An 18856-nucleotide genomic window follows, 5' to 3' on the forward strand; every position below is an offset into this window, starting at 1 on the left:
CGCTATGATCACCGAGGACAAAGTTACTGAAATATTTTGTATGGCAGACGACTTCTGCAAGTTTTTTGATGCAATGACAGCAAAATATACGCTAAAACCTATCGGAAAAAGAAAATATCATCGAAATTCTACGATGTCAAAGGCAGAAGTTATGCTGATAATGATTCTATTCCACGATTCTGGTTATCGCTGCTTTAAACATTTCTATCTTGAAAAAGTATGTAAGCAGCTTCGCCATCTGTTTCCAAAAGTTGTTTCTTATAACCGTTTAGTAGAATTGGAAAGGGATGTAGTCATACCCTTAACCTTGTTTATCAAGAAGGTTCTATTGGGCAAATGCACGGGTATAAGCTTCGTTGATAGCACACCATTGCGTGTCTGCAAAAACTAAAGAATACATATTCACAAAGTTTTCAAAGGCATAGCCCAAAGAGGAAAATGCTCTATGGGTTGGTTCTTTGGTTTCAAATTGCATTTGATTTGCAATGAGAAAGGAGAGCTTCTCAACTTTATGATAACGCCAGGAGATGTTGATGACCGTAAGCCTTTGGAATACAAAGCATTCATAGATTTCATACATGGTAAGCTATTCGGTGACAAAGGGTACATCAGCAAGAATCTCTTTCAAAGGCTTTTTGTTGATGGAATACAGCTTATAACCAAATTGAAAAGTAACATGAAAGGATGTTTAATGAGTGTTTCAGACAGACTTTTACTCAGAAAAAGAGCCATTATAGAAACGGTGAATGATGAACTTAAGAACATTGCACAAGTAGAGCACTCCAGACATAGATGCTTTGACAATTTCATCGTCAACTTATTAGGAGCCATTGCCGCCTATTGTCTGTTTCCAAAGAAGCCTTGTATTAATAATGTACAAAGGACTATGGATACACAGCTTGCATTATTCTGAATTCGTCGAACTCACGTTAAAATAATAGATTTATCAGAATAGAAAATTATGGATAAGGAAGAACGAATAAATCAGATTACCAAGCAGGTGAAGATACTGGAGCGAGTACCACGCGACAAACGAATAGAAGTATTTAATCGCAGTGCAAAGGACATTTATGTTGCTGGCAGTATTTTACTTTGGATCGTAATTTTTGGAAGAACAATTCTTGATATGGAACCACTTTTGGCAAATAGATAAAGGACTTATGAGAAATACTTGGAATATTATCGGTAAGCTTTTCTTCCCTGTATTTTTGCCATGTATATTCATTATTGGTATTCCAATAGAAACTCGCAATTACATTGTGGATAAAGAATACCCCTAAAAACAGAAAAGTAGGCAATAAACGAAGATAAAACTAAAAAAGCATTTCTATTCTTGCTGCCGCTATAGAAGTATTCTATCGTATGATAAGAGTCTATACTATTTGGTTTAGCTTATAATAAAGAAAAGTCTCTTTTATTCATCGCAGTCGTACTGTTTCAGAAATTCAATAATAAAGTGGTAATAGTTATTGAGTTTTTTAAACCCTATAATGAATCGTGTGGGGGAATTCTCAATAAAAAAGAAGTTTATAGATGGATTCATAAATACAAAAAAAGTAGGCTGGAATGACCAGCCTACTAAATGTCCATTACATCTAAAATTCTGAATGCAAGAGACAAGTCTTATAAATTTCTGAAGACTCTGAAATAGAGTAACTTATTTATCTTGTGAGTACTGGCTTTCCCAGTTAGCCTCTTCCGGTTCTTCTCCCTTACGACCCTCAAGCTGAATAACGAAACTCTTTGCAGGGAAGTATGGAGTAATGTGAATATCAAGTAATACACGATCCTTTTGGTTTGGATCTTGCTCAATTCTCATCACTCGGAATTTCTCTATCAGACGAGTTGGACCTTGTATGCTATCAAGGAACTTCACAATCTGACTTCTCAAGTCAGCCTCTGTACGAGTAGTCCAGTTCTCGAATGCACGACGGTTCAGGAAGTCGAAAAGAACTTTAGAGATATAATCGAATACGCGAACGACAGAGTAAGTCTGCAATCCAAGGTTATCACCATTGAAGAGTGTCTTGGCAGAGAATGCCATCACCTTACTATACTCGTTGACCATTGGTACAAGACCCATGCGCTCTATTTCAGAAATCTCGCTTTTCTTCAGATCAAAACGTACACTCTCAACATCATTAAGACCACCGAATTTCTTACCAGCAACAACCTGTGACATCAATGTGCTGTAGATTTTACCAGCAAGTGCAGATGAGCCTGGAACGTAAAGATTGTCTTCTTCTCCTACCTGTACTACTTTTTGACGTCCTAAAAGCCAGTTACATGTCATAATAATGTTTGACTTGTATATATCACCACCAGAATGGTCAGCATTAAAGAAGACATCAACAACATCGTCTGGTGTTTCTAAATCCTGGAAGTCGGTTAGGAGCATTACCTTATTGCTGTGTGCAATCTTACCCCACTTATCAAGTACAGCGTTAGAACCTAAATATCCAGGGATGACAAGCAAAGAATAGTTACGACGAAGGTCGAGACGGTCGAAGTTATGCTTAAGCTCGTTGCTGATATAGTCAATGAAAACTGGATTGTCTAAGTCTTTCAATTGATCCATCTCAGCATTGACAATCGTTATGTTCTTTACCTTCTGACTCTCTGTATTACGATAGAATAAAGCAACTGAACGGTAAGAAGTCTCAAGTTCGCGTGTACGAGCCAAAACCTTACTAAGATTTTTATTCAATAAGTCCTCAACATGCAATGCTCTTTCCTTAGCCTTATCTCTCATCTGTTCAGCAGACTGACCAGATTTTAAAAGATCAATCCAAACCTCAAGACGATTGGCAAGAACCTTACGCTCATTCTCCCATTGTGCATCAGAGAGGAAAATGTTTCGGCGTGCCTTGCGTGTAGGATTCAGATTAGAAAAGCCGTCAATGATATTCTCTAAGAAAGTAAAACCACCATATTCTTTCAGCTTGTCTATTGCGTTAGCTGCAGAAGTGGTTCCCTGCTGTGCTATAGTACTTTTACTAATAGAAGGAGCCTGCTGTTCCTTAGCCTTTATTTTATTATTGTCCATTTTTAATTTAGTTTTGATTCTTACTTGGCTTCTGTATTCTTAATTTCGTCAAGTGAACTCTGTAACAAATCAATTACAGCTTGGCGGGTTTCAGGATTAGCCAAAGCTTTCAGTAAGGCTTTATTTGATGAAAGTTGGCGAGCTATCTTTATATTCTGCTCTTTCTCCACATCAAGTTTACTAAGGAAAGCACTATGCTCTTTTAACTTTTCTGAGTCAAAATCTCCTAAATTATTAAAGTGCATTGTCTCTGTGACATCTTCACCGTTGTCATCTTGCATCTCAAGTGTAACAGATGGTGAGAAATGTTCAAAGACATCTTCTACTGTTTGTAAACCATAAACCGCTTCAGGACTAGCTGGAGCCTCATCGGTTAACTTCTGTACTAACAAAGTTCTGTTGGAAGGGATGTCGGCAATTGACTCATTAGCGTCAACATTCACCTCATTTCCTCCAATTCCATAATCATAAATGGCCATATTTCTTATATTTAAGTTTTATCTAATAAGTTACAAATATACTCAAATCTGGCACAAAGCTATAAAAATTATATGTAATTCTTGCAATTTAAATGTGAAAAGACATTTATAAGTTAATCTTTATTATATTTTATTGATGGAGTTACTCAAAAAAGGTTGTTCATGGAGCACTATCTCCTCAAAACATCATTATACAAAAAGATATTTTATAAAAGTTCATTACGGATAAAAAGCAGTTCATAGATAAATTCGTAAAAACCAAAAATAGGGTTGGAGGGACTGTTATTGCGAAGAATTAGTGTAGCAGGAAAAAGAAAATAGTAAATAAGATTGTGCTCGCAGTTAGAAAGACATTCATATAACAATTTTACCATCTTAAGTACCAATAATTAAAATCCACCAATATAGTTACTTTAATGAGAGCTATAATCCTTTTTAAGTATGAGATATTACCGATGTCTCAACTATATGATTACGTAATATAACGTGAGTTCGACGAATTATAAGTGTCTATAGATTTGGTGATTAGCGAAATTTGTTATAACTTTAAGGTGTTAACATACAAATAGTTACAAACAAAAATCGCTATGATCACCGAGGACAAAGTTACAGAAATATTTTGTATGGCAGACGACTTCTGCAAGTTTTTTGATGCAATGACAACAAAATATACGCTAAAACCTACCGGAAAAAGAAAATATCATCGAAATTCTACAATGTCAAAGGCAGAAGTTATACTGATAATGATTCTTTTTCACGATTCTGGTTATCGCTGCTTCAAACATTTCTATCTTGAAGAAGTATGCAAGCATCTTCGCCATCTGTTTCCAAAAGTTGTTTCTTATAACCGTATAGTAGAATTGGAAAGGGATGTAGTCATACCCTTAACCTTGTTTATCAAGAAGGTTCTCTTAGGCAAATGCACGGGTATAAGCTTCGTTGATAGCACACCATTGCGTGTCTGCAAAAAACAAAGAATACATATTCACAAAGTTTTCAGAGGCATAGCTCAAAGAGGAAAATGCTCTATGGGTTGGTTCTTCGGTTTCAAATTGCATTTGATTTGCAATGAGAAAGGAGAACTTCTCAACTTTATGATAACGCCGGGAGATGTTGATGACTGTAAGCCTTTGGAGTACAAAGCATTCATAGATTTTATACATGGTAAACTATTCGGTGACAAAGGGTACATCAGCAAGAATCTCTTTCAAAGGCTTTTTGTTGATGGAATACAGCTTATAACCAAATTGAAAAGTAACATGAAAGGATGTTTAATGAGTGTTTCAGACAGACTTTTACTCAGAAAAAGAGCCATTATAGAAATGGTGAATGATGAACTTAAGAACATTGCACAAGCGGAACACTCCAGACATAGATGCTTTGACAATTTCATCGTCAACTTATTAGGAGCCATTGCCGCCTATTGTCTGTTTCCAAAGAAGCCGTGCATCAATGTACAAAGAACTATGGACATACTACTTGCATTGTTCTGAATTCGTCGAACTCACGTTATATTAAGGAGGCAATGCTCAAGCAGGAGAAAGACCATCAAAAGCTGCTTGCTGCCATTCGTAAGGCTGAAGAAGCGGAATTACAGCAAGGCTATATAGGGGCTTCTCCAAATTCAGAAACAGACTCTAGCATATTGAATGGCGACAGCGATGTTTCGGAAGATGGCGAGCGTCCACTTTCATACTATCTGTAAAACTATTGTTTTTGTTCATATTGTAAAGTGTTCTAGGGGTGGCGCAAAAGTAAAACGATCAAACTATATCTGTCATACGATAAAACCGAGCCTCTGCTATTATTTATCAATAAGGAGTTGCAGTCAGTAAAAATACTTGTCTTTGTTCTCCAGCAACGATATTAAATTTAAATTCTTCACCGCATAATTCTGTTGAAAGATGCTTATCAAATGTTTTCAGCTGTTTACCTTCTTCTTCTTGACTTTGTGCTCCCCTGATAGCATATATATACTTATCTTGTTTGTTAGTTTTGTCATACTTCAATTGAGACAATGCATCTTCAACATCTGTTGTATAAACATATTGCTGCATAGAGATTATTTTTCGTCCACTTATAATGGAATAAAAATCACGGAAATCAACAGATATTATCGAATGGACATCAATAAAATTATAAGCACAATATAAAAAAGACTTTATTTGACTGTAAACATCATCATTCTGAGGGAATGAGAGTATAGCGTTGAAAAAATGTTGCTCATCAATGTCAAATATCCCAGAAATTTGGAGAAGGACTATCTTTTGTCTATTATTTTGCCTCAATGAAGACATGTTCAGATGTTTCAAACTATCCTCTGAAGACGCCAATATTATACTCAAAAGAGGTGTGTCATCATCCTCCGAACAGGATATTCCATCGAGTCTAAGCCTCTCGACAATTTGTTCACCTTCCTTGTCAGTAGATATTAGTCTTACAAACCACATGAATTCTTCTTCCATAACAATCAGAATTTATTTCTTACTATTTTATTTTACAGGTCAAATGCTGCGTAATATATTGCCGCCTGCCTTTTCAAAGACTTGTTTTGTATAAATAAGATTTTACAATATTTAGTATTATAACACGATAGTAATCCTTCTAACCTTTCTTTTTGTTTCTCGTCTAAAGTACGAGAATCTTTATTAAGAACAACCAACAAAATGAGACGACTCATTTGTGGAATCATATTGTATTGCCCTATTATATTGCAAAGGTAATCAATATCAGGCTCATCGAAAGAATAAGATGGTATAATTGAGGTTTTAAAAGCTGTAGAAAAGAACATATCACATAAATCCTTAATACTGATATCCGTTTCTTTCAGCGTTCTAAAAGAGAGAAATGAAATTATAAAATTAGAAATAACAACCATTCGCTCATAATGAAGTCTCATTAATTTTTTACGAAACGCCTGCTTATGCTTGCTCCGATTACCCTTACTTATGAAGACTTCATCAGTCGCCATTTCCCTAAGTTTTTCCTTTACATTTGATGGTAATTGATTAAATGAAGGGACAACACCACCAAACTTTTGGATGAGTTCCCTATTATATTCTAATTCTTTACAGGAGTCATAACCAAACATATCTCTAAAGCACTCTTCTTCAGTTTCTGGTGTAAATCCATAAAATGAAGAATGCCACAAACAACAAGCTGCAATTTCTGGTAACGAAGCCTTTACCTTTTTATCTATAACAATCTCTTTTGCAAGAGCACATTCCCAAACTTCTCCTTCCAAAGAGTAGGCAGTAAGAAATGTTTCACCATCTTCTTCATCTAACGCAATGGTAATTTCTCCATTATCAGCATTAGTATGACTTTTAGATCCTATCATACGTAACATATCATAGTGTACCTTCATCCAGCCCATAGAGGATTTTAATGAAGGATACATTTTATATAGCCATGGTTCTATCTCTGAGAAAGATACGCTTTCAAGTAATTCTTTATAAACCATCTTATTATCTTAATTATTCGATTTGTTTCCTAAGACTATCTTAAAGAGTAGCATAGTACACATGGCATCGTTTCCAATATGTTATGATATTATATTTTATAAATTAGACATCTAACAACTCAAATAGGACATTTATTTCCTTTATAACATTCTGTTCTATTTCTTTCTCAGTACTACCAAATTCCGTAAGTTTTCGATAGCCAAGCCATCCTTTACCGCTTTCATAACCTCTTTCTTTTAGCTTTTCTATGACAACACCATCTTTTGGGTTGATTTGAGGAGTCTTATATTTATCTTCATAAGCTTGCCGAACAAAAATACAATTCTTAGCAAGTGTAATTCCATACTGGGCATTTTCATCTTTGCGTATCCTATTTCCATTATTGTAAATATAGGCTTTCTTCCTTTCGAGGATAGAATGTTCTATACTTTTTACATCAATATTATTTTTTATAGAAGCAGGTTTCTTCTCTTTTAAACGCTTATGATATGCTTGAATTTCATTTATACAGAAAGACTCCAAGCTATTAAGGTCTATCTCTTCAATACTTTTATAATTAAAGACATAAGAAAAGAATTTTGCAATTAAAGTTCTTTCTTCTGTAGTTAGGAACGCACCAGGGTGGGGAATTCCAAAACATGGTATACCATCGAATGTACCCATATATATATGCGCCATTATAGGATTTTGCTTTTTATCATACTTGAAAGAAAAGCCATCTATCGAAATCGAAGCTAATCTGTTGAACGCCTTCCTTCCGCTTAACCATACAATCATTTTAGGCTTAATTCTTCTGACTAAATCTATAGTCTGTGGAAATGTAGCCTTTAGCAATGATTGGCTCAGTTCATTCTCCTTAACAGTGTTGAAGAAAGAGGCATTTGTTAGAACAAATCTACTTTCATCGTCAAGAATATTAGGCCCCTCTATATCTTTAAAGAATCTCTTTAAATTCATAAAATAACGCCAAGTATGACGACGACTCCAGTTTGTACAGTTCCCATGTTGTGGGTCTCTACTGAAATTTCCAGAGATTAGTTGCTCTGCTGTCATCCCTGTAGTCGAGCTTATTCCCCAATTTGGATTCTCTATCATTTGATGATAAGTACCACCAGACCCTGGATTAATACCCGCTATTAAAATATCAACAGAATTTACTCCTATAATTTTGTTTAAGTCAGATTGAGTATAGAATGCAGGAGTATTTTCTCTACCACGTTCGTCTGCTATCTTATTATACAGCTGAACCGTTTTCTCGCCCCATAGTAATAATTCTTCTTTTGTCATATTTTAAGCAATTATGTACTCTCAATTATAATTGATTCAATTTTGCCACCCATTCTAAAATATTGAGTTTTACAAGATAAGCATAACGCCTCTTATTTTTTCAACGATGTCATTATGTCTCTGAAGAAACACGCAACAAAATTAACATTTTTATTTTATTATTAGATAAAAGATGGATAAAATTCAACGATAATCAAAAGATCACCTGTTGTGATAACTCTATTTTATAAGTAAACCTCTCTTAAACTTAAAAAGATTTGCAGGCGTAATGGACATTTGGTAGGCTGAAAACCTCTCGGGTTTTAGTAATGGACATTTGGTAGGCTGGTTATTCCAGCCTACTTTTTTGTATTTATGAATCCATCTATAAACATCTTCTTGTTAGCTTCATTCAATCCATTATGATTATGCAGTGCTCTTTTAAGTTGTGAGTTAAATCCTTCCAACAGGTTTGTTGTATTAGGTATTTGTATATCTGGATGCTGCTCGCACGTATAGAGCCATGGCAGATGTGTCTTAATAGAACGTCTTGCCGTTCTCAGTCTTCTGTGTGTATAAGTTGTCTTACCCGAGATTAGGAGAGTTCGTTCATTTAGGAACTCTTTCCATTTATCACACCATTTATCAAAAGCGGTTATAAACTCTTCTTTTTTCATATAGAACATCCTTCTCATTAATGCCAATAGTTCAACGCCTGCAGGCAAATGTGGGTTGTTAGTAAGGAGTCTTCTAACTATCTGAAATTGGTGAAATTGACACATTTGTACGGGACAGAAACTTATAGCTTGTAAAAGTCCTATATGCCCATCACACACCACTGCTTTTATCATAGTTCCACGTTCCGCAATATACCAAAGTCCATCAAGATAATCTCTGTTAGTTTCGTTTTTGACAAACTTGCGATAGAGTATTTTGCCTGATGAAGCATCCTGAAAAAGCATCACACCAAATGTCCTGGAAAAGTATGTTGTATCCAATATTATTACTGCAGATTTGGGGTAAGTAGCAGTAAAGCTATCTACCACTAAGCTCAACCTACGTCGTATGGTTCGCTCTGAACATTTATAAAGAGTGGATAGATCAGATATCGTTCGATTTGCCGTCAGATAGTCATTACATAGAGAAATATTATTTATACGCAGACCACCTTGAAATTGTCTACCACAATCCTTGCAGGAATACATCTGAACAGAACGTTGATGCCCATTCTTTTTAACATTTGAGCTATTACAGAAGATACAGTTTTTTTATTCATAGGTTTTCAAATGCTGCAAAGGTAGTAAATAAAAGAATTCCGAGAGGTTTCAGCCTACCAAATGTCCATTACGCCGATTTGCATAATAATACTGACAAATACAATTGATGCGTGGGGAACATTGTACTCCACGCATCAATGTAAAGATTAGAAAATCAGATTTGTCTGTTACCTTAGGGTTCTACCGCTGGCTCTGGCCCCGATTGAGAATGCTTCTCAGCTGGCTTCTTGGATGCCTTGTCAGTTACGGTAACACGCTCGTAGCTCACGCCAGTAAGCGTGAAATACTTTTTTGAAGGGGCAAGATGAACAATAGGCTTGGTAATGTGTACGTTGGGATTAAATTTCTCCTTGTCTTTCTCTACCAACTTACTTTGGAATGATGGGCTCAGTGTGCCAATGTCGCCGAAGTCCACAATGTCACCGTTCTCAACGTGCCGCTTTGCAATTTCGGCAGCAAGTCGCAGGACGGCTTCCACCTCTGCTCCTGTGAATGTAGTCGCATGTGCTACTTCATCACAGAAACTACGATGATCTACTCGCTTACGCCCAGTTGGACGAGCCTGAATGACAATCTTACCAGCCATTTTTCCGAGATTTGCCTTGCGCTCTGAAAGCACATAGGCTAAAGGTCTGTTTGACATAGTTTTATATCAGGTGCTCCTCGTAGGTTAGTCCTCCAGAGGTTAGGAGCGCGTGCCCTCTGTCGGTATCAGGTTTTTAATAATACTACAAAGATACAAAATCAATCATCAGAATACAAGAAAACAGTCGAGTAATTTTCAAAAATACTCGACTAATTTTTGAAAACAGTCGAGTGAGCATTTGTTGAATGATAAGTATAAGCTCATTAGAGGTAGAATGTGCTTTTATGCTGTGCATCTTACCACTTTCAAGGTAGTAGATAAGAAGATGGCAAAGTGTACGGCCATACAAGAGCCAATATTGCAGCCACTTCGTGCCTATCATCAGGTAATGCAGGTGCGTGGCATGGGTAGTGAACACACTGTGTTTGCACTCGAGCAGTTTTCTCTTGCTGAAGACAAGCAGCTTGAAGTGACGCTCTATGAGAGAAATGGCGGTCGTACGCTGACCTTTTATGTAACGGCAGAAGACCTGCAGATAGCAAAGAAGATTGATAACCTCAAACTGAAATGGTAATGAAGAAGAACAATATCATTATGACAGTATGCATTGCAGTGGCTATGCTTTTAAGCTTGCCATCGCAGGCACAGCGACTGATACCCAAGCAAAGGGGAGTAGAGGTCGTAGGGAGTGTTCCGCTTATCAAGGGTGAAAAGTTCCTTGCAGCTGACAATTTCGGCATGGGAGTATCACTCACCCGCTATCTGGGTCGTGAGAATTATACCTTTGTTATGGCAGAGTATGAACAGCAGAATATGCCGTACAGAAGTTATAACGTAAAACTCAAGGATGCACTTTTGCAGGTGGGCTATATGCTCCCTGTTCTCTCCGACAGAGGTAAGAACGTGTTTCTCTATGGTGGTATATCTGCTTTGGGTGGTTATGAGCAACTGAACGAGGATAAAAAACTGCTGCCCGATGGGGCGACACTGCTCAATCGTTCCCGCTTTGTCTATGGTGGTGCCGTGCATGGCTCGGTGGAAGTATTCCTAACGGACAGGGTTCTCTTTCTTGTAAAGGCGCAGGGACGTTTCCTCTTTGGAACGGACGTGCATCGTTTCCGTCCGGCTGTTTTAGCAGGACTAAGGTTTAACTTTTAAGTAGAAGAAAAGATGAAGAAGATATTGAATACGATTTGGGTAAAGGGTGTGCTGACCCTTGCCGTGTTTTGCCTATCTGCTTGTGATAGGGATTTGGATGTTCAGCAGTCTTATCCGTTTACGGTGGAGACAATGCCGGTTCAGAAGGACATCATAAGGGGGCAGACGGCTGAGATACGCTGCACGCTGAAGCGAGGCGGTGAGTTTGCCGACACTCGCTATACGATACGTTATTTCCAGTCTGATGGCAAAGGTTTGCTAAGAAATGATAACGGTATGGTGTTCAAGCCTAACGACCGCTATCCGCTGACGAAGGATGTGTTCCGCTTGTACTACACTTCGTTGTCATCTGACCGTCAGACGATTGATGTATATGTGGAGGATAGTTTCGGCAGGGTTCAGCAGCTGACCTTTAGTTTTAACAACGAGCGGGAAGAGGGCAAGGATAAGCCTGCATCTTCTCGCCACTAAGACCATAATTGATGCGAACGATAAATTCTTTCATTTTACTTTGTGTATTCTGCCTGTTCTGTCAGCCGACCCTTGCCCAGCGCAGGGTGCGGCTGGCAGGCTTGCCTCCTTTTGAGCGTGCAGTAGTTGTAGTAAAATACTTTGAGGGCATGCACGGCTGGAAGAATTATCCGTATGTCGGCTATGGGCATCAGCTGCAACCTGGAGAACACTTCACGGCGGATATGACGGAACGGCAAGCGGACTCCCTGCTCCGTGCCGACCTTTGGAAATGCTTTGAACACTTCAAGGGGTATGGTAAGGATGCCCTGCTGCTCAGCCTCCTTGCCTATAATGTGGGCGTGGGGCGACTGCTTGGTTATGGAAAGCACCCCAAGTGTAGACTACTACGAAAGATAGAAGCTGGCGACAAGAACTTTTATCGGGAGTATGTTTCGTTCTGCCAATACAAGGGAAAAGTTTTGCGTGGGTTAGTTAAACGGCGAAAGGTTGAGTTTGCATTGTTTTATATATCCTGATTTTCAAATACGCCTCTTATGATTTTGATACTTTGTAAGAGGCATTTTTCTTGCAGGTTTATTCGTCTTTCTCGCTATGAATTAGTAACTTTGTCTGAAAAAAACATGAAATATCTTTTTCCAGTGCTGGCGTTAAATAGTAACATTACGCAGCTCATCAAAAAAATCCCTTCTGCTGGTATTTATGAAAGTATCAAGGAAGGACTTAACAACGAAATTCTTTTTACTGACCAAGATTGTCCTATTTCAGATATTGCTAAAATCGTAAAATTCATAATAGACGGTAAAAGTTATGTTAGTCTATCTGCTGCATATTGTCAGTATCTATGGCTAATGTGCAGCATAATTATAAGAGAAATAGATCTGTCCATTGTTAGAGAGGAGTGTGAGCGATGTGGAATTACTTTAGAGCAATTTATAGAAGGTTCAAAGCAAGTAGTAAGTCTATCTCAAGAACAGGTTTGTCAGCAGATTCCATCAGAATATAAAGAGATAAATATAGAACAATATATTGATTATTTAAAACGAATTCCTGAACTATTAAATAACATAGAGTTTTGTAGTCAGCAAGAGTATTACATAAAATTATTGTCCGAATTAACGAAAAAAGAAGTATTTAATTTAGAAGACTTCTCTGCAATTAATATCAATACCCCATATGGACAGAAAATCAATTCTGTTTATTGCTTTGGCATTTGTTTTATCCTTCTACATGAGGCATCACATTTTTCTCTTGGGCATATGGACAAGGAAAGCCCTGCTATACAAGACGAGATTGACGCGGACTTTTCATCCTTTTGGGATATTTACTCTGACATATCTGAAACTGAAAAATTTTCTGCAAATTGTGGGGTTCTTTGTGCCCTATTCTCATTACTTTACCTAAATCCATCAATAAAACCTGATAAGACTCACCCTACAGAGGACGATAGAATATTTAAGGTCTATGAGTGTATAAAAGAGGACAATCCTAAATACACTGTATTATTAGTTCAGTTTTTTATGTATTGGGCAAAAATTTATCAGATAGACGAATTTCCTACCAATCTGCAAAACACAGAGGATTGCGTAGATAAGATTAAGGATTTTCTTGCAGAGTATAAGAAGATAAAAGCGTGATATGATTGATTGTTCTTGCGACTTTCTTTTGCTTCTTTTCTTTGGTCGCCTACTCGTTCAAAGAGAAAGAAAAGAAGCCACGCAAACCGAAAATTTGCGTGGCTTTTGCTATTATTTAGAAGGATATTTTTGCACTTTCGTTATTCTGTCTATTCGTTTGTTGGGGTGTCTGTCAAAAGCCCACGAGTTGTTGAGAGCATTGCTCGAAAAATTTATTTCATCATCGGGCAAAGTGCTGTGAATGCTTCCACCCATGACCAACCCACAATCTTGCAGGACTTTCTGCCGTGCGTCTTCCTTGCTCTCCGCAACCACATCAAACACTCCATCGACGATGTATTGCATCCGTACTCTGAAAACTCTCTTTTTCATATTCTCAAAAATTATCAATTAGTAATCCGTGTTCCTTTGGCTCTCCATTTGATAACCTGCGGTGGGTAAGCCAAAAATGGTGTGTGCCATAACCGTATGCAAAGAACTTGTCAAGTTCTGTTTCTTCGGCTATTGTGTTGATAGCCGACCTTAACTCCTCTTTGTTGTCGGATAGGGTTATTGCGTTGATAACCCTAATGAGAATATGCGGTATCTCATCCGTCCAATTGTAGATGATGTTTTCAATCTCTGTCTTCATATCTCTGATAATTTAATGGTTCATACTTTATGCTGTTGCTTTCATTCTTCGGCTTATAAGACCTCGATTGGCATTGACAAGGTTTACAATTTGCTCGTGATATTCCGTATTCTTGTTGCATACCCCACGACTTTGCACCACTTCCAAAGTTCGTAATGATACTTCAATGGTTTCTATTCGCTTGCCTTCAATGGTAGCCGAAAGGATAAGGGAGTCTTCCTTAAGGTAGTATGCATTAGAAAATACGCAATGGTGCATTGATACACCTTCTTCCAAATGCTCCTGCACGCTCTCTAATACGTGGACTTGGATTGTGCCATCCGTGAAACAGATACCGAAAAATTTTGATTTGAGTTCCTTGAAACGTTTTTCGTCTTCCATTGCCTTCTGCTGCTTCTGTCTAATCTCCTCCCTTTCACGCTGTCTGAGAAGTTCTTCGTGTTTGCGGTCGTGTTCACCTTTAAGGTTTGTTGGGCATAAATATTTTGGATTATGAATATCCTTTCCTAATCTTCTAAGTGTATCTACATAATCACTCCAAAGAGAAATGTCTGCTATCTCATAGCCGTTACGGACTGCAATTTTGTAGGACTGCCATAGTTCTTCAAAAGCACTCTTGTTGCCAAGAAAGTAACGTAAGTGGTCTGTACGACCTGCCTTTAGCAATGTTTCCACTCGGCTGTCTGTAAGCAATGCAGGAATAAGCAGGATAGGCACGATACCATAGAAATTATCCTTAAAACCATTTCTACGAAGTATGTCTGTAACCTTGAACTTCGGATATATCGGTGAGTAGGCAATATGCTGATAGGCTTCATTATCATTGCGGATTGCCATAGGGCTATAAATAGGAAAAGGTATCAACATAGTGTCCCAATACCCTCTGTATAGCAACCACAGCTTTTCGTCCCTGCATATTCCACCAATATTGCCCAATCTCTATTATGGAAGTCTGTGCTTTGTAACCTTTCTCCATACCCACGATAAGTAGGAACATACGTAATACTTGAAACTCTCCACAAGTGGTAAGTATAGTGAAATACTGCTTCTGCTGCAACTTGCGTTCGTAGGTTCCCTTGACCTGCAACTTTGCCCTGCAATGAGGGCAAGTGCAAGTTTCTCTATGTTTGTTCATTACCCAACTATGCCCACAATCCATACAAGTAGTGCGACCTTTTGGCAAGCGGTAGGCGAAGTGGTCTATGCACTCACGGAATGCCCACTTGTCTTGTGTCTTGGTTATCGGGCAAAGATGTTTGCTTTGTTCCAAAACCGCCTTCTCAAATTTGTTTCTCGGTTTCATAGGCTTAAAAATCGAATAGTGATGGTTGTACTTGGGTTGCTGCGTTCTCAGTCTTTTTCACTCGTGCGTTACGGCTCTGTAACTTGGCAAGTTCCTCACGCTGATATTGCTTAATGGCTTCCTGCCTTGCTTCGGCTTTTTCTTCCTCCGTGAGTTCTACAATGTGATTAACGGCAACTTGGCAAGAAATAGCCTTACCTACTTCTATATCGTCCTCATCGTAGTAGTGAACAGCCATAGAGAAGATTTCATCATCATCAAAGCCATTGCAACCGCTTTTCTTCACCTCGTTTAAGATGTAGGTTACACAATCTTCTATGTTCTTGTTAGGCTTCAACAAGTTAGGGGCAAATAATGGGTCTGTCATAGCACGCTGATTAAGATACTCGGCTATTGTCCGTGTGAAATGTTCTGTTCCTTTCATTGTCGTATATGTTTTGATGTTGTTAATACTTGGGAATTTCTACTATTTGATTGATGCGCCCATATAGGTAGGCTCTTAGGCTTGTTCTGTCAGGTGCATAATACTCTGTCCATTGTCCGTACTGATTGACAAGGTATTTCTTCAATACGTCAAAGAAGTCAAAGCGATAGCCTTGCAGTGGAACGGCTGTACGGAAATAGGTGTTAGAGTTCACTGCTTCACATAGCCAATTCTTTTCCTCACGGCTCATACACTCGCCACGATAGAGTTTCATACGCAGGAGATACACCTTACTGCCACTCAATTTATCCAAAGGCTCAACGTCCCACTGCACGAACTTCGTAGCCAACACTTGCTCACTTTGTCCAACCACAGATTTAATGCGGTAATGAGAGGGGGAGCTATATCCTTTTTCTTCATCGAAGATGTTGTATTTACTTTTTGCTTATCCATAGCGACATTTTTTTTATGCGTCCAAAGATCGGAGTATGCTGATTCCTTTTTGTAGCAAAATAGAGGTAGCGGGGCGGGTTTGCACAAGGTTTTGTTGGAAAATACGACCCAACGGTGTGGAGATTTTCCAGACAAACCAAGCGGCATAGACCTTTTGAAAGCCACAAGCCCCGTACTACCTTTGCGGATAAAAAGGGAACAGCATCCGTCTTCTTTATTTCGCATATTGTGGAGCATTGGAAAGGAAGCGAAAGTGCAACGCTCGTAGTGGAAAATAGAAAAGGTGGCTATCTCAAAATGCGAGATAACCACCTGATGAAATAGCATGAAAGGTTTTACAGAGCTGTGCTTCTCAAAGCACGCAAAGCAGGATGGCACAGAGAATAGTCATCCAAAATAGAATGCTCAGCAGCGTAATTGTTACTTTCAGAATCACCCTAACTATAAAGCGCAGTATCAGAAAGCCTAGAGACGACAGTTACGACTTGCGGCGTTACTATCTTCGAGGTAAGCCAAATGGCACCGATAACGATAGAAAGCAGGGTAGTAAGTTTGATGAAGCGTGTCCAACCGAAGTGGCGGACTTGCTTGGGAGAAGTCGGCTGCTGTTTGATATTATCGGTTTTGTTCGATGCGTCTGCCTTGACGAAGGCAGGTGTGTGAACATCTTGATTCATGATGATTATATTCATATCGGAGCTTTTAATAGTTTCAAGAGCAATAACAAGATATTCTGCCTCACAAAGCCAAGTGTTTGTTCAAACTCTTGGTGTGCGGGGAAGAATAGTTATCTTGGCTCTTGACACTACAAAAACTCCCGATGGTGCTGCATCAAGTCATGTTCTCACCGCCTATCGTTGGCAGACCATTGACCTCAATGAGCAGAACGATTGTTCCTGTCAGTTCGGTGTAGAGTTTCTCATACTCAGGACTTGCGCCAAAATCTTCCGTGAGTTCATACTTGTCGAAAACGCTTTGCACAGCCTTGTTCTTCAGGAGTATCGGGGATAGTCTTTCGGGGAGTGGGGAGGGCAGTTCTTTCTCAAACTCATTCTCCAAGACAGATACAAGCGTGTCGTACTTTGAGAAATGCAGTCCTCTATACAACACTTCGCTTGCCATACTCTCTGCCTCGGGATGAGAAAAGCCTTGCGCTACTGCATCACAGTAGGTAGTAAGGGCTTCACCGGCTCTTGCCGTTATGAATGGTTTATCACCCAGCATTTCGGGAAAATGCTCACTGAGGTAGTTCTCTAACTTCAAACGGAAGTAAGAAAGCTCTTTCTTTGTTGTTGTCATAATCTTCTTGGTTTAGGGTTTTACATTATTTTGAGTTGATGCCCATAGCAACATTGAACTTGTCTAACTTGCCAGCCAACTGTTCCATATCGTGTTCTATCTTCTTATTGGTTATACGGGCATAAATTTGTGTCGTTTTAATGTTGGTATGTCCCAACATCTTCGACACACTTTCCATAGGAACGCCCTTGCTGAGAGCGACATGGTCGCAAATGTATGCCGGGCAAGATGGAAGGTCAGATTCTTCTTGACACCGCAAAGGTCGGCAATTTCTTTTAAATATGCGTTGGTTTTCTGATTCGTTAGGATGGGAAATAGTTTGCCGTTCCGATAGGTCTTATGACTGTACTTGGCGATGATACTCTTGGGAATGTCAAGCAATAAAACATTTGTCTCCACACTTGTTTTCTGTCTCTTGGTCATAATCCACTGCTTATCATCAAGTGTTACGATATTGTCCGGTGTGAGATTGGAAACATCAATATATGCCAGACCTGTGAAACATGAAAAGATGAAAACATCCCTTACTAACTCCAAGCGTTGAATAGCAAAATCCTTGTTGGCTATCTTCATAATTTCCTCATCCGTGAGAAAACCACGATTTACCGGCTCCAAGTGGAAACGATGATTGAGAAATGGGTCGTGAAGAAGATAGCCACGCTTTTGCGCATAGATGGTCACGGTTTTCAGTGCCTTCAATTTCTTGACTGATGTGTTATAGGCACACCCAGCCGCCGTACTCAGGTACAGCTCAAAGTCCTGTACTACGGATGGCGTGAACTCTGCCAGTCCAATATCTTTCTTCCCATACTTATAGATAAGGAATTCTGCGAAATGCCTTCTTAAAACGCTGTACTTTTGCAGGCTGTCCTTGCTGATGGTATGTCCGACACGCTGTCTGACATCTTCGTTGAACTTGTCGAATATAGGGAGAAAGGTCGTGTACTCCCTGTCTTTCCCGACAAAGAATGAGCGGATTTTATCCAATGACAAGGATTCATCATCCTCGAATTTGTGGTAAATGTTATTCAGCATTGTGGAAATGGAGTCCAATGCGGCATTAGCGGATAAGGCTTCTGCCGTCCGACCTTTGAGCCTGCTGGTAGTGTTATTCCACAGCGACTTGTCCACGAATATTTTCGTAGATCCGAAATTAGCCATCTCTCCGTTAAGGAATACTCGGAGCATTACAGGCGACTTTCCTTCTTTGTTCTCATAGTTTGAACGTAGGTAGAAGGACACCTTGAAATTTGTTCTCATAATGCATCATTCTTTTGTGTAGCACTCGGCTGCAAAGTTAATACTTAATACGTTGAAAAAGAAAGAGTTGATGCCGTCAATATGGTATTCAAAATCCCATCA

17 protein-coding genes and 8 pseudogenes are annotated in these 18856 nt (G+C 38.8%); 9 read left to right on the plus strand and 16 right to left on the minus strand.

Features of this window, described 5'->3' with window-relative positions; all coding sequences use genetic code 11:
• Nucleotides 1–4 precede the first annotated feature (4 nt).
• Both J5A55_RS10210 and J5A55_RS12405 read left to right on the plus strand, forming a co-directional pair.
• Nucleotides 5–913 (plus strand): annotated as a pseudogene (locus tag J5A55_RS10210) (IS982 family transposase).
• Between the two features lie 48 nt (nt 914–961).
• A complete protein-coding gene (locus J5A55_RS12405; protein ID WP_004384108.1) occupies nt 962–1153 on the plus strand; it encodes a hypothetical protein in 192 nt (63 codons plus the stop codon).
• 504 nt (nt 1154–1657) lie between these two features.
• Here J5A55_RS12405 and J5A55_RS10220 read toward each other — a convergent pair.
• A complete protein-coding gene (locus J5A55_RS10220) occupies nt 1658–3046 on the minus strand; it encodes a DUF5458 family protein (protein WP_004384107.1) in 1389 nt (462 codons plus the stop codon).
• 20 nt (nt 3047–3066) lie between these two features.
• On the minus strand, nt 3067–3525 hold the full coding sequence (locus J5A55_RS10225) for a hypothetical protein (protein WP_004384106.1): 459 nt from the start codon (nt 3523–3525) through the stop codon (nt 3067–3069).
• Between the two features lie 587 nt (nt 3526–4112).
• Here J5A55_RS10225 and J5A55_RS10230 point away from each other — a divergent pair.
• Together J5A55_RS10230 and J5A55_RS10235 are read left to right on the plus strand one after the other, a co-directional pair.
• On the plus strand, nt 4113–5018 hold the full coding sequence (locus J5A55_RS10230) for an IS982 family transposase (RefSeq protein WP_004384105.1): 906 nt from the start codon (nt 4113–4115) through the stop codon (nt 5016–5018).
• Nucleotides 5019–5035: 17 nt separating this feature from the next.
• A pseudogene (locus J5A55_RS10235) lies at nt 5036–5230 on the plus strand (hypothetical protein); the annotation flags it as partial.
• A gap of 106 nt (nt 5231–5336) precedes the next feature.
• On the opposite strand, the gene J5A55_RS10240 reads toward J5A55_RS10235, so the two are convergent.
• The 6 genes and pseudogenes from J5A55_RS10240 to J5A55_RS10260 form a co-directional block, all read right to left on the minus strand.
• Nucleotides 5337–5990, minus strand: a complete 654-nt coding sequence (locus J5A55_RS10240; protein WP_004384103.1) for a hypothetical protein — start codon at nt 5988–5990, stop codon at nt 5337–5339.
• A 32-nt stretch (nt 5991–6022) separates the two neighbouring features.
• Complete coding sequence (locus J5A55_RS10245; protein ID WP_004384102.1) at nt 6023–6988, minus strand: DUF6557 family protein; 966 nt, start codon at nt 6986–6988, stop codon at nt 6023–6025.
• 103 nt (nt 6989–7091) lie between these two features.
• The gene (locus J5A55_RS10250) at nt 7092–8276 is read right to left on the minus strand and encodes a hypothetical protein (protein WP_004384101.1); all 1185 of its coding nucleotides are present in this window, start codon (nt 8274–8276) and stop codon (nt 7092–7094) included.
• A 338-nt stretch (nt 8277–8614) separates the two neighbouring features.
• The gene (locus tag J5A55_RS10255) at nt 8615–9460 is read right to left on the minus strand and encodes an IS256 family transposase, variant Zn-binding type (protein WP_039851358.1); all 846 of its coding nucleotides are present in this window, start codon (nt 9458–9460) and stop codon (nt 8615–8617) included.
• A gap of 6 nt (nt 9461–9466) precedes the next feature.
• Nucleotides 9467–9514 (minus strand): annotated as a pseudogene (locus J5A55_RS12580) (hypothetical protein); the annotation flags it as partial.
• 190 nt (nt 9515–9704) lie between these two features.
• Nucleotides 9705–10175 carry an HU family DNA-binding protein gene (locus J5A55_RS10260; RefSeq protein WP_004384097.1) on the minus strand — a complete coding sequence of 157 codons (471 nt, stop codon included), beginning with the start codon at nt 10173–10175 and terminating at the stop codon, nt 9705–9707.
• Between the two features lie 226 nt (nt 10176–10401).
• Here J5A55_RS10260 and J5A55_RS10265 point away from each other — a divergent pair.
• From J5A55_RS10265 to J5A55_RS10285, 5 genes and pseudogenes are all read left to right on the plus strand, one after another.
• Nucleotides 10402–10692: pseudogene (locus J5A55_RS10265) on the plus strand (DUF4138 domain-containing protein); the annotation flags it as partial.
• On the plus strand, nt 10686–11276 hold the full coding sequence (locus J5A55_RS10270; RefSeq protein WP_004384095.1) for a conjugal transfer protein TraO: 591 nt from the start codon (nt 10686–10688) through the stop codon (nt 11274–11276). The pseudogene J5A55_RS10265 and the gene J5A55_RS10270, both read left to right, overlap by 7 nt.
• A 12-nt stretch (nt 11277–11288) precedes the next feature.
• Nucleotides 11289–11747 carry a DUF3872 domain-containing protein gene (locus J5A55_RS10275; protein WP_004384094.1) on the plus strand — a complete coding sequence of 153 codons (459 nt, stop codon included), beginning with the start codon at nt 11289–11291 and terminating at the stop codon, nt 11745–11747.
• 11 nt (nt 11748–11758) lie between these two features.
• Nucleotides 11759–12265 carry a glycoside hydrolase family protein gene (locus J5A55_RS10280; RefSeq protein WP_039851497.1) on the plus strand — a complete coding sequence of 169 codons (507 nt, stop codon included), beginning with the start codon at nt 11759–11761 and terminating at the stop codon, nt 12263–12265.
• A gap of 105 nt (nt 12266–12370) precedes the next feature.
• Nucleotides 12371–13384, plus strand: coding sequence for a phage exclusion protein Lit family protein (locus tag J5A55_RS10285; protein WP_004384092.1), 1014 nt, complete (start codon nt 12371–12373; stop codon nt 13382–13384).
• Between the two features lie 111 nt (nt 13385–13495).
• On the opposite strand, the gene J5A55_RS10290 is transcribed toward J5A55_RS10285, so the two are convergent.
• The 8 genes and pseudogenes from J5A55_RS10290 to J5A55_RS10325 all read right to left on the minus strand — a co-directional run bounded on the left by J5A55_RS10290 (nt 13496) and on the right by J5A55_RS10325 (nt 18754).
• Entirely contained in the window at nt 13496–13756 is a 261-nt protein-coding gene (locus J5A55_RS10290; RefSeq protein ID WP_039851495.1) for a hypothetical protein, read from the minus strand.
• Nucleotides 13757–13760: 4 nt separating this feature from the next.
• Nucleotides 13761–14015, minus strand: coding sequence for a hypothetical protein (locus J5A55_RS10295; protein WP_004384089.1), 255 nt, complete (start codon nt 14013–14015; stop codon nt 13761–13763).
• 27 nt (nt 14016–14042) lie between these two features.
• Nucleotides 14043–15318: pseudogene (locus J5A55_RS10300) on the minus strand (PcfJ domain-containing protein).
• Nucleotides 15319–15322: 4 nt separating this feature from the next.
• On the minus strand, nt 15323–15742 hold the full coding sequence (locus J5A55_RS10305) for a PcfK-like family protein (protein WP_004384086.1): 420 nt from the start codon (nt 15740–15742) through the stop codon (nt 15323–15325).
• 22 nt (nt 15743–15764) lie between these two features.
• A pseudogene (locus J5A55_RS10310) lies at nt 15765–16195 on the minus strand (hypothetical protein).
• Between the two features lie 352 nt (nt 16196–16547).
• Nucleotides 16548–16887, minus strand: a pseudogene (locus J5A55_RS10315) (hypothetical protein).
• 139 nt (nt 16888–17026) lie between these two features.
• A complete protein-coding gene (locus J5A55_RS10320) occupies nt 17027–17494 on the minus strand; it encodes a DUF1896 domain-containing protein (RefSeq protein ID WP_004384081.1) in 468 nt (155 codons plus the stop codon).
• Nucleotides 17495–17519: 25 nt separating this feature from the next.
• A pseudogene (locus tag J5A55_RS10325) lies at nt 17520–18754 on the minus strand (site-specific integrase).
• Between the last annotated feature and the right edge of the window lie 102 nt (nt 18755–18856).

Source organism: Prevotella veroralis, from assembly GCF_018127765.1.
GTDB lineage: Bacteria > Bacteroidota > Bacteroidia > Bacteroidales > Bacteroidaceae > Prevotella > Prevotella veroralis.

Bases quoted from the DNA above. Each gene is read 5' to 3' on its own strand.
- J5A55_RS12405 (WP_004384108.1), top strand. From the start codon at position 962: ATGGATAAGGAAGAACGAATAAATCAGATTACCAAGCAGGTGAAGATA.
- J5A55_RS10220 (WP_004384107.1), bottom strand. From the start codon at position 3,046: ATGGACAATAATAAAATAAAGGCTAAGGAACAGCAGGCTCCTTCTATT.
- J5A55_RS10225 (WP_004384106.1), bottom strand. From the start codon at position 3,525: ATGGCCATTTATGATTATGGAATTGGAGGAAATGAGGTGAATGTTGAC.
- J5A55_RS10230 (WP_004384105.1), top strand. From the start codon at position 4,113: ATGATCACCGAGGACAAAGTTACAGAAATATTTTGTATGGCAGACGAC.
- J5A55_RS10240 (WP_004384103.1), bottom strand. From the start codon at position 5,990: ATGGAAGAAGAATTCATGTGGTTTGTAAGACTAATATCTACTGACAAG.
- J5A55_RS10245 (WP_004384102.1), bottom strand. From the start codon at position 6,988: ATGGTTTATAAAGAATTACTTGAAAGCGTATCTTTCTCAGAGATAGAA.
- J5A55_RS10250 (WP_004384101.1), bottom strand. From the start codon at position 8,276: ATGACAAAAGAAGAATTATTACTATGGGGCGAGAAAACGGTTCAGCTG.
- J5A55_RS10255 (WP_039851358.1), bottom strand. From the start codon at position 9,460: ATGTATTCCTGCAAGGATTGTGGTAGACAATTTCAAGGTGGTCTGCGT.
- J5A55_RS10260 (WP_004384097.1), bottom strand. From the start codon at position 10,175: ATGTCAAACAGACCTTTAGCCTATGTGCTTTCAGAGCGCAAGGCAAAT.
- J5A55_RS10270 (WP_004384095.1), top strand. From the start codon at position 10,686: ATGGTAATGAAGAAGAACAATATCATTATGACAGTATGCATTGCAGTG.
- J5A55_RS10275 (WP_004384094.1), top strand. From the start codon at position 11,289: ATGAAGAAGATATTGAATACGATTTGGGTAAAGGGTGTGCTGACCCTT.
- J5A55_RS10280 (WP_039851497.1), top strand. From the start codon at position 11,759: ATGCGAACGATAAATTCTTTCATTTTACTTTGTGTATTCTGCCTGTTC.
- J5A55_RS10285 (WP_004384092.1), top strand. From the start codon at position 12,371: ATGAAATATCTTTTTCCAGTGCTGGCGTTAAATAGTAACATTACGCAG.
- J5A55_RS10290 (WP_039851495.1), bottom strand. From the start codon at position 13,756: ATGAAAAAGAGAGTTTTCAGAGTACGGATGCAATACATCGTCGATGGA.
- J5A55_RS10295 (WP_004384089.1), bottom strand. From the start codon at position 14,015: ATGAAGACAGAGATTGAAAACATCATCTACAATTGGACGGATGAGATA.
- J5A55_RS10305 (WP_004384086.1), bottom strand. From the start codon at position 15,742: ATGAAAGGAACAGAACATTTCACACGGACAATAGCCGAGTATCTTAAT.
- J5A55_RS10320 (WP_004384081.1), bottom strand. From the start codon at position 17,494: ATGACAACAACAAAGAAAGAGCTTTCTTACTTCCGTTTGAAGTTAGAG.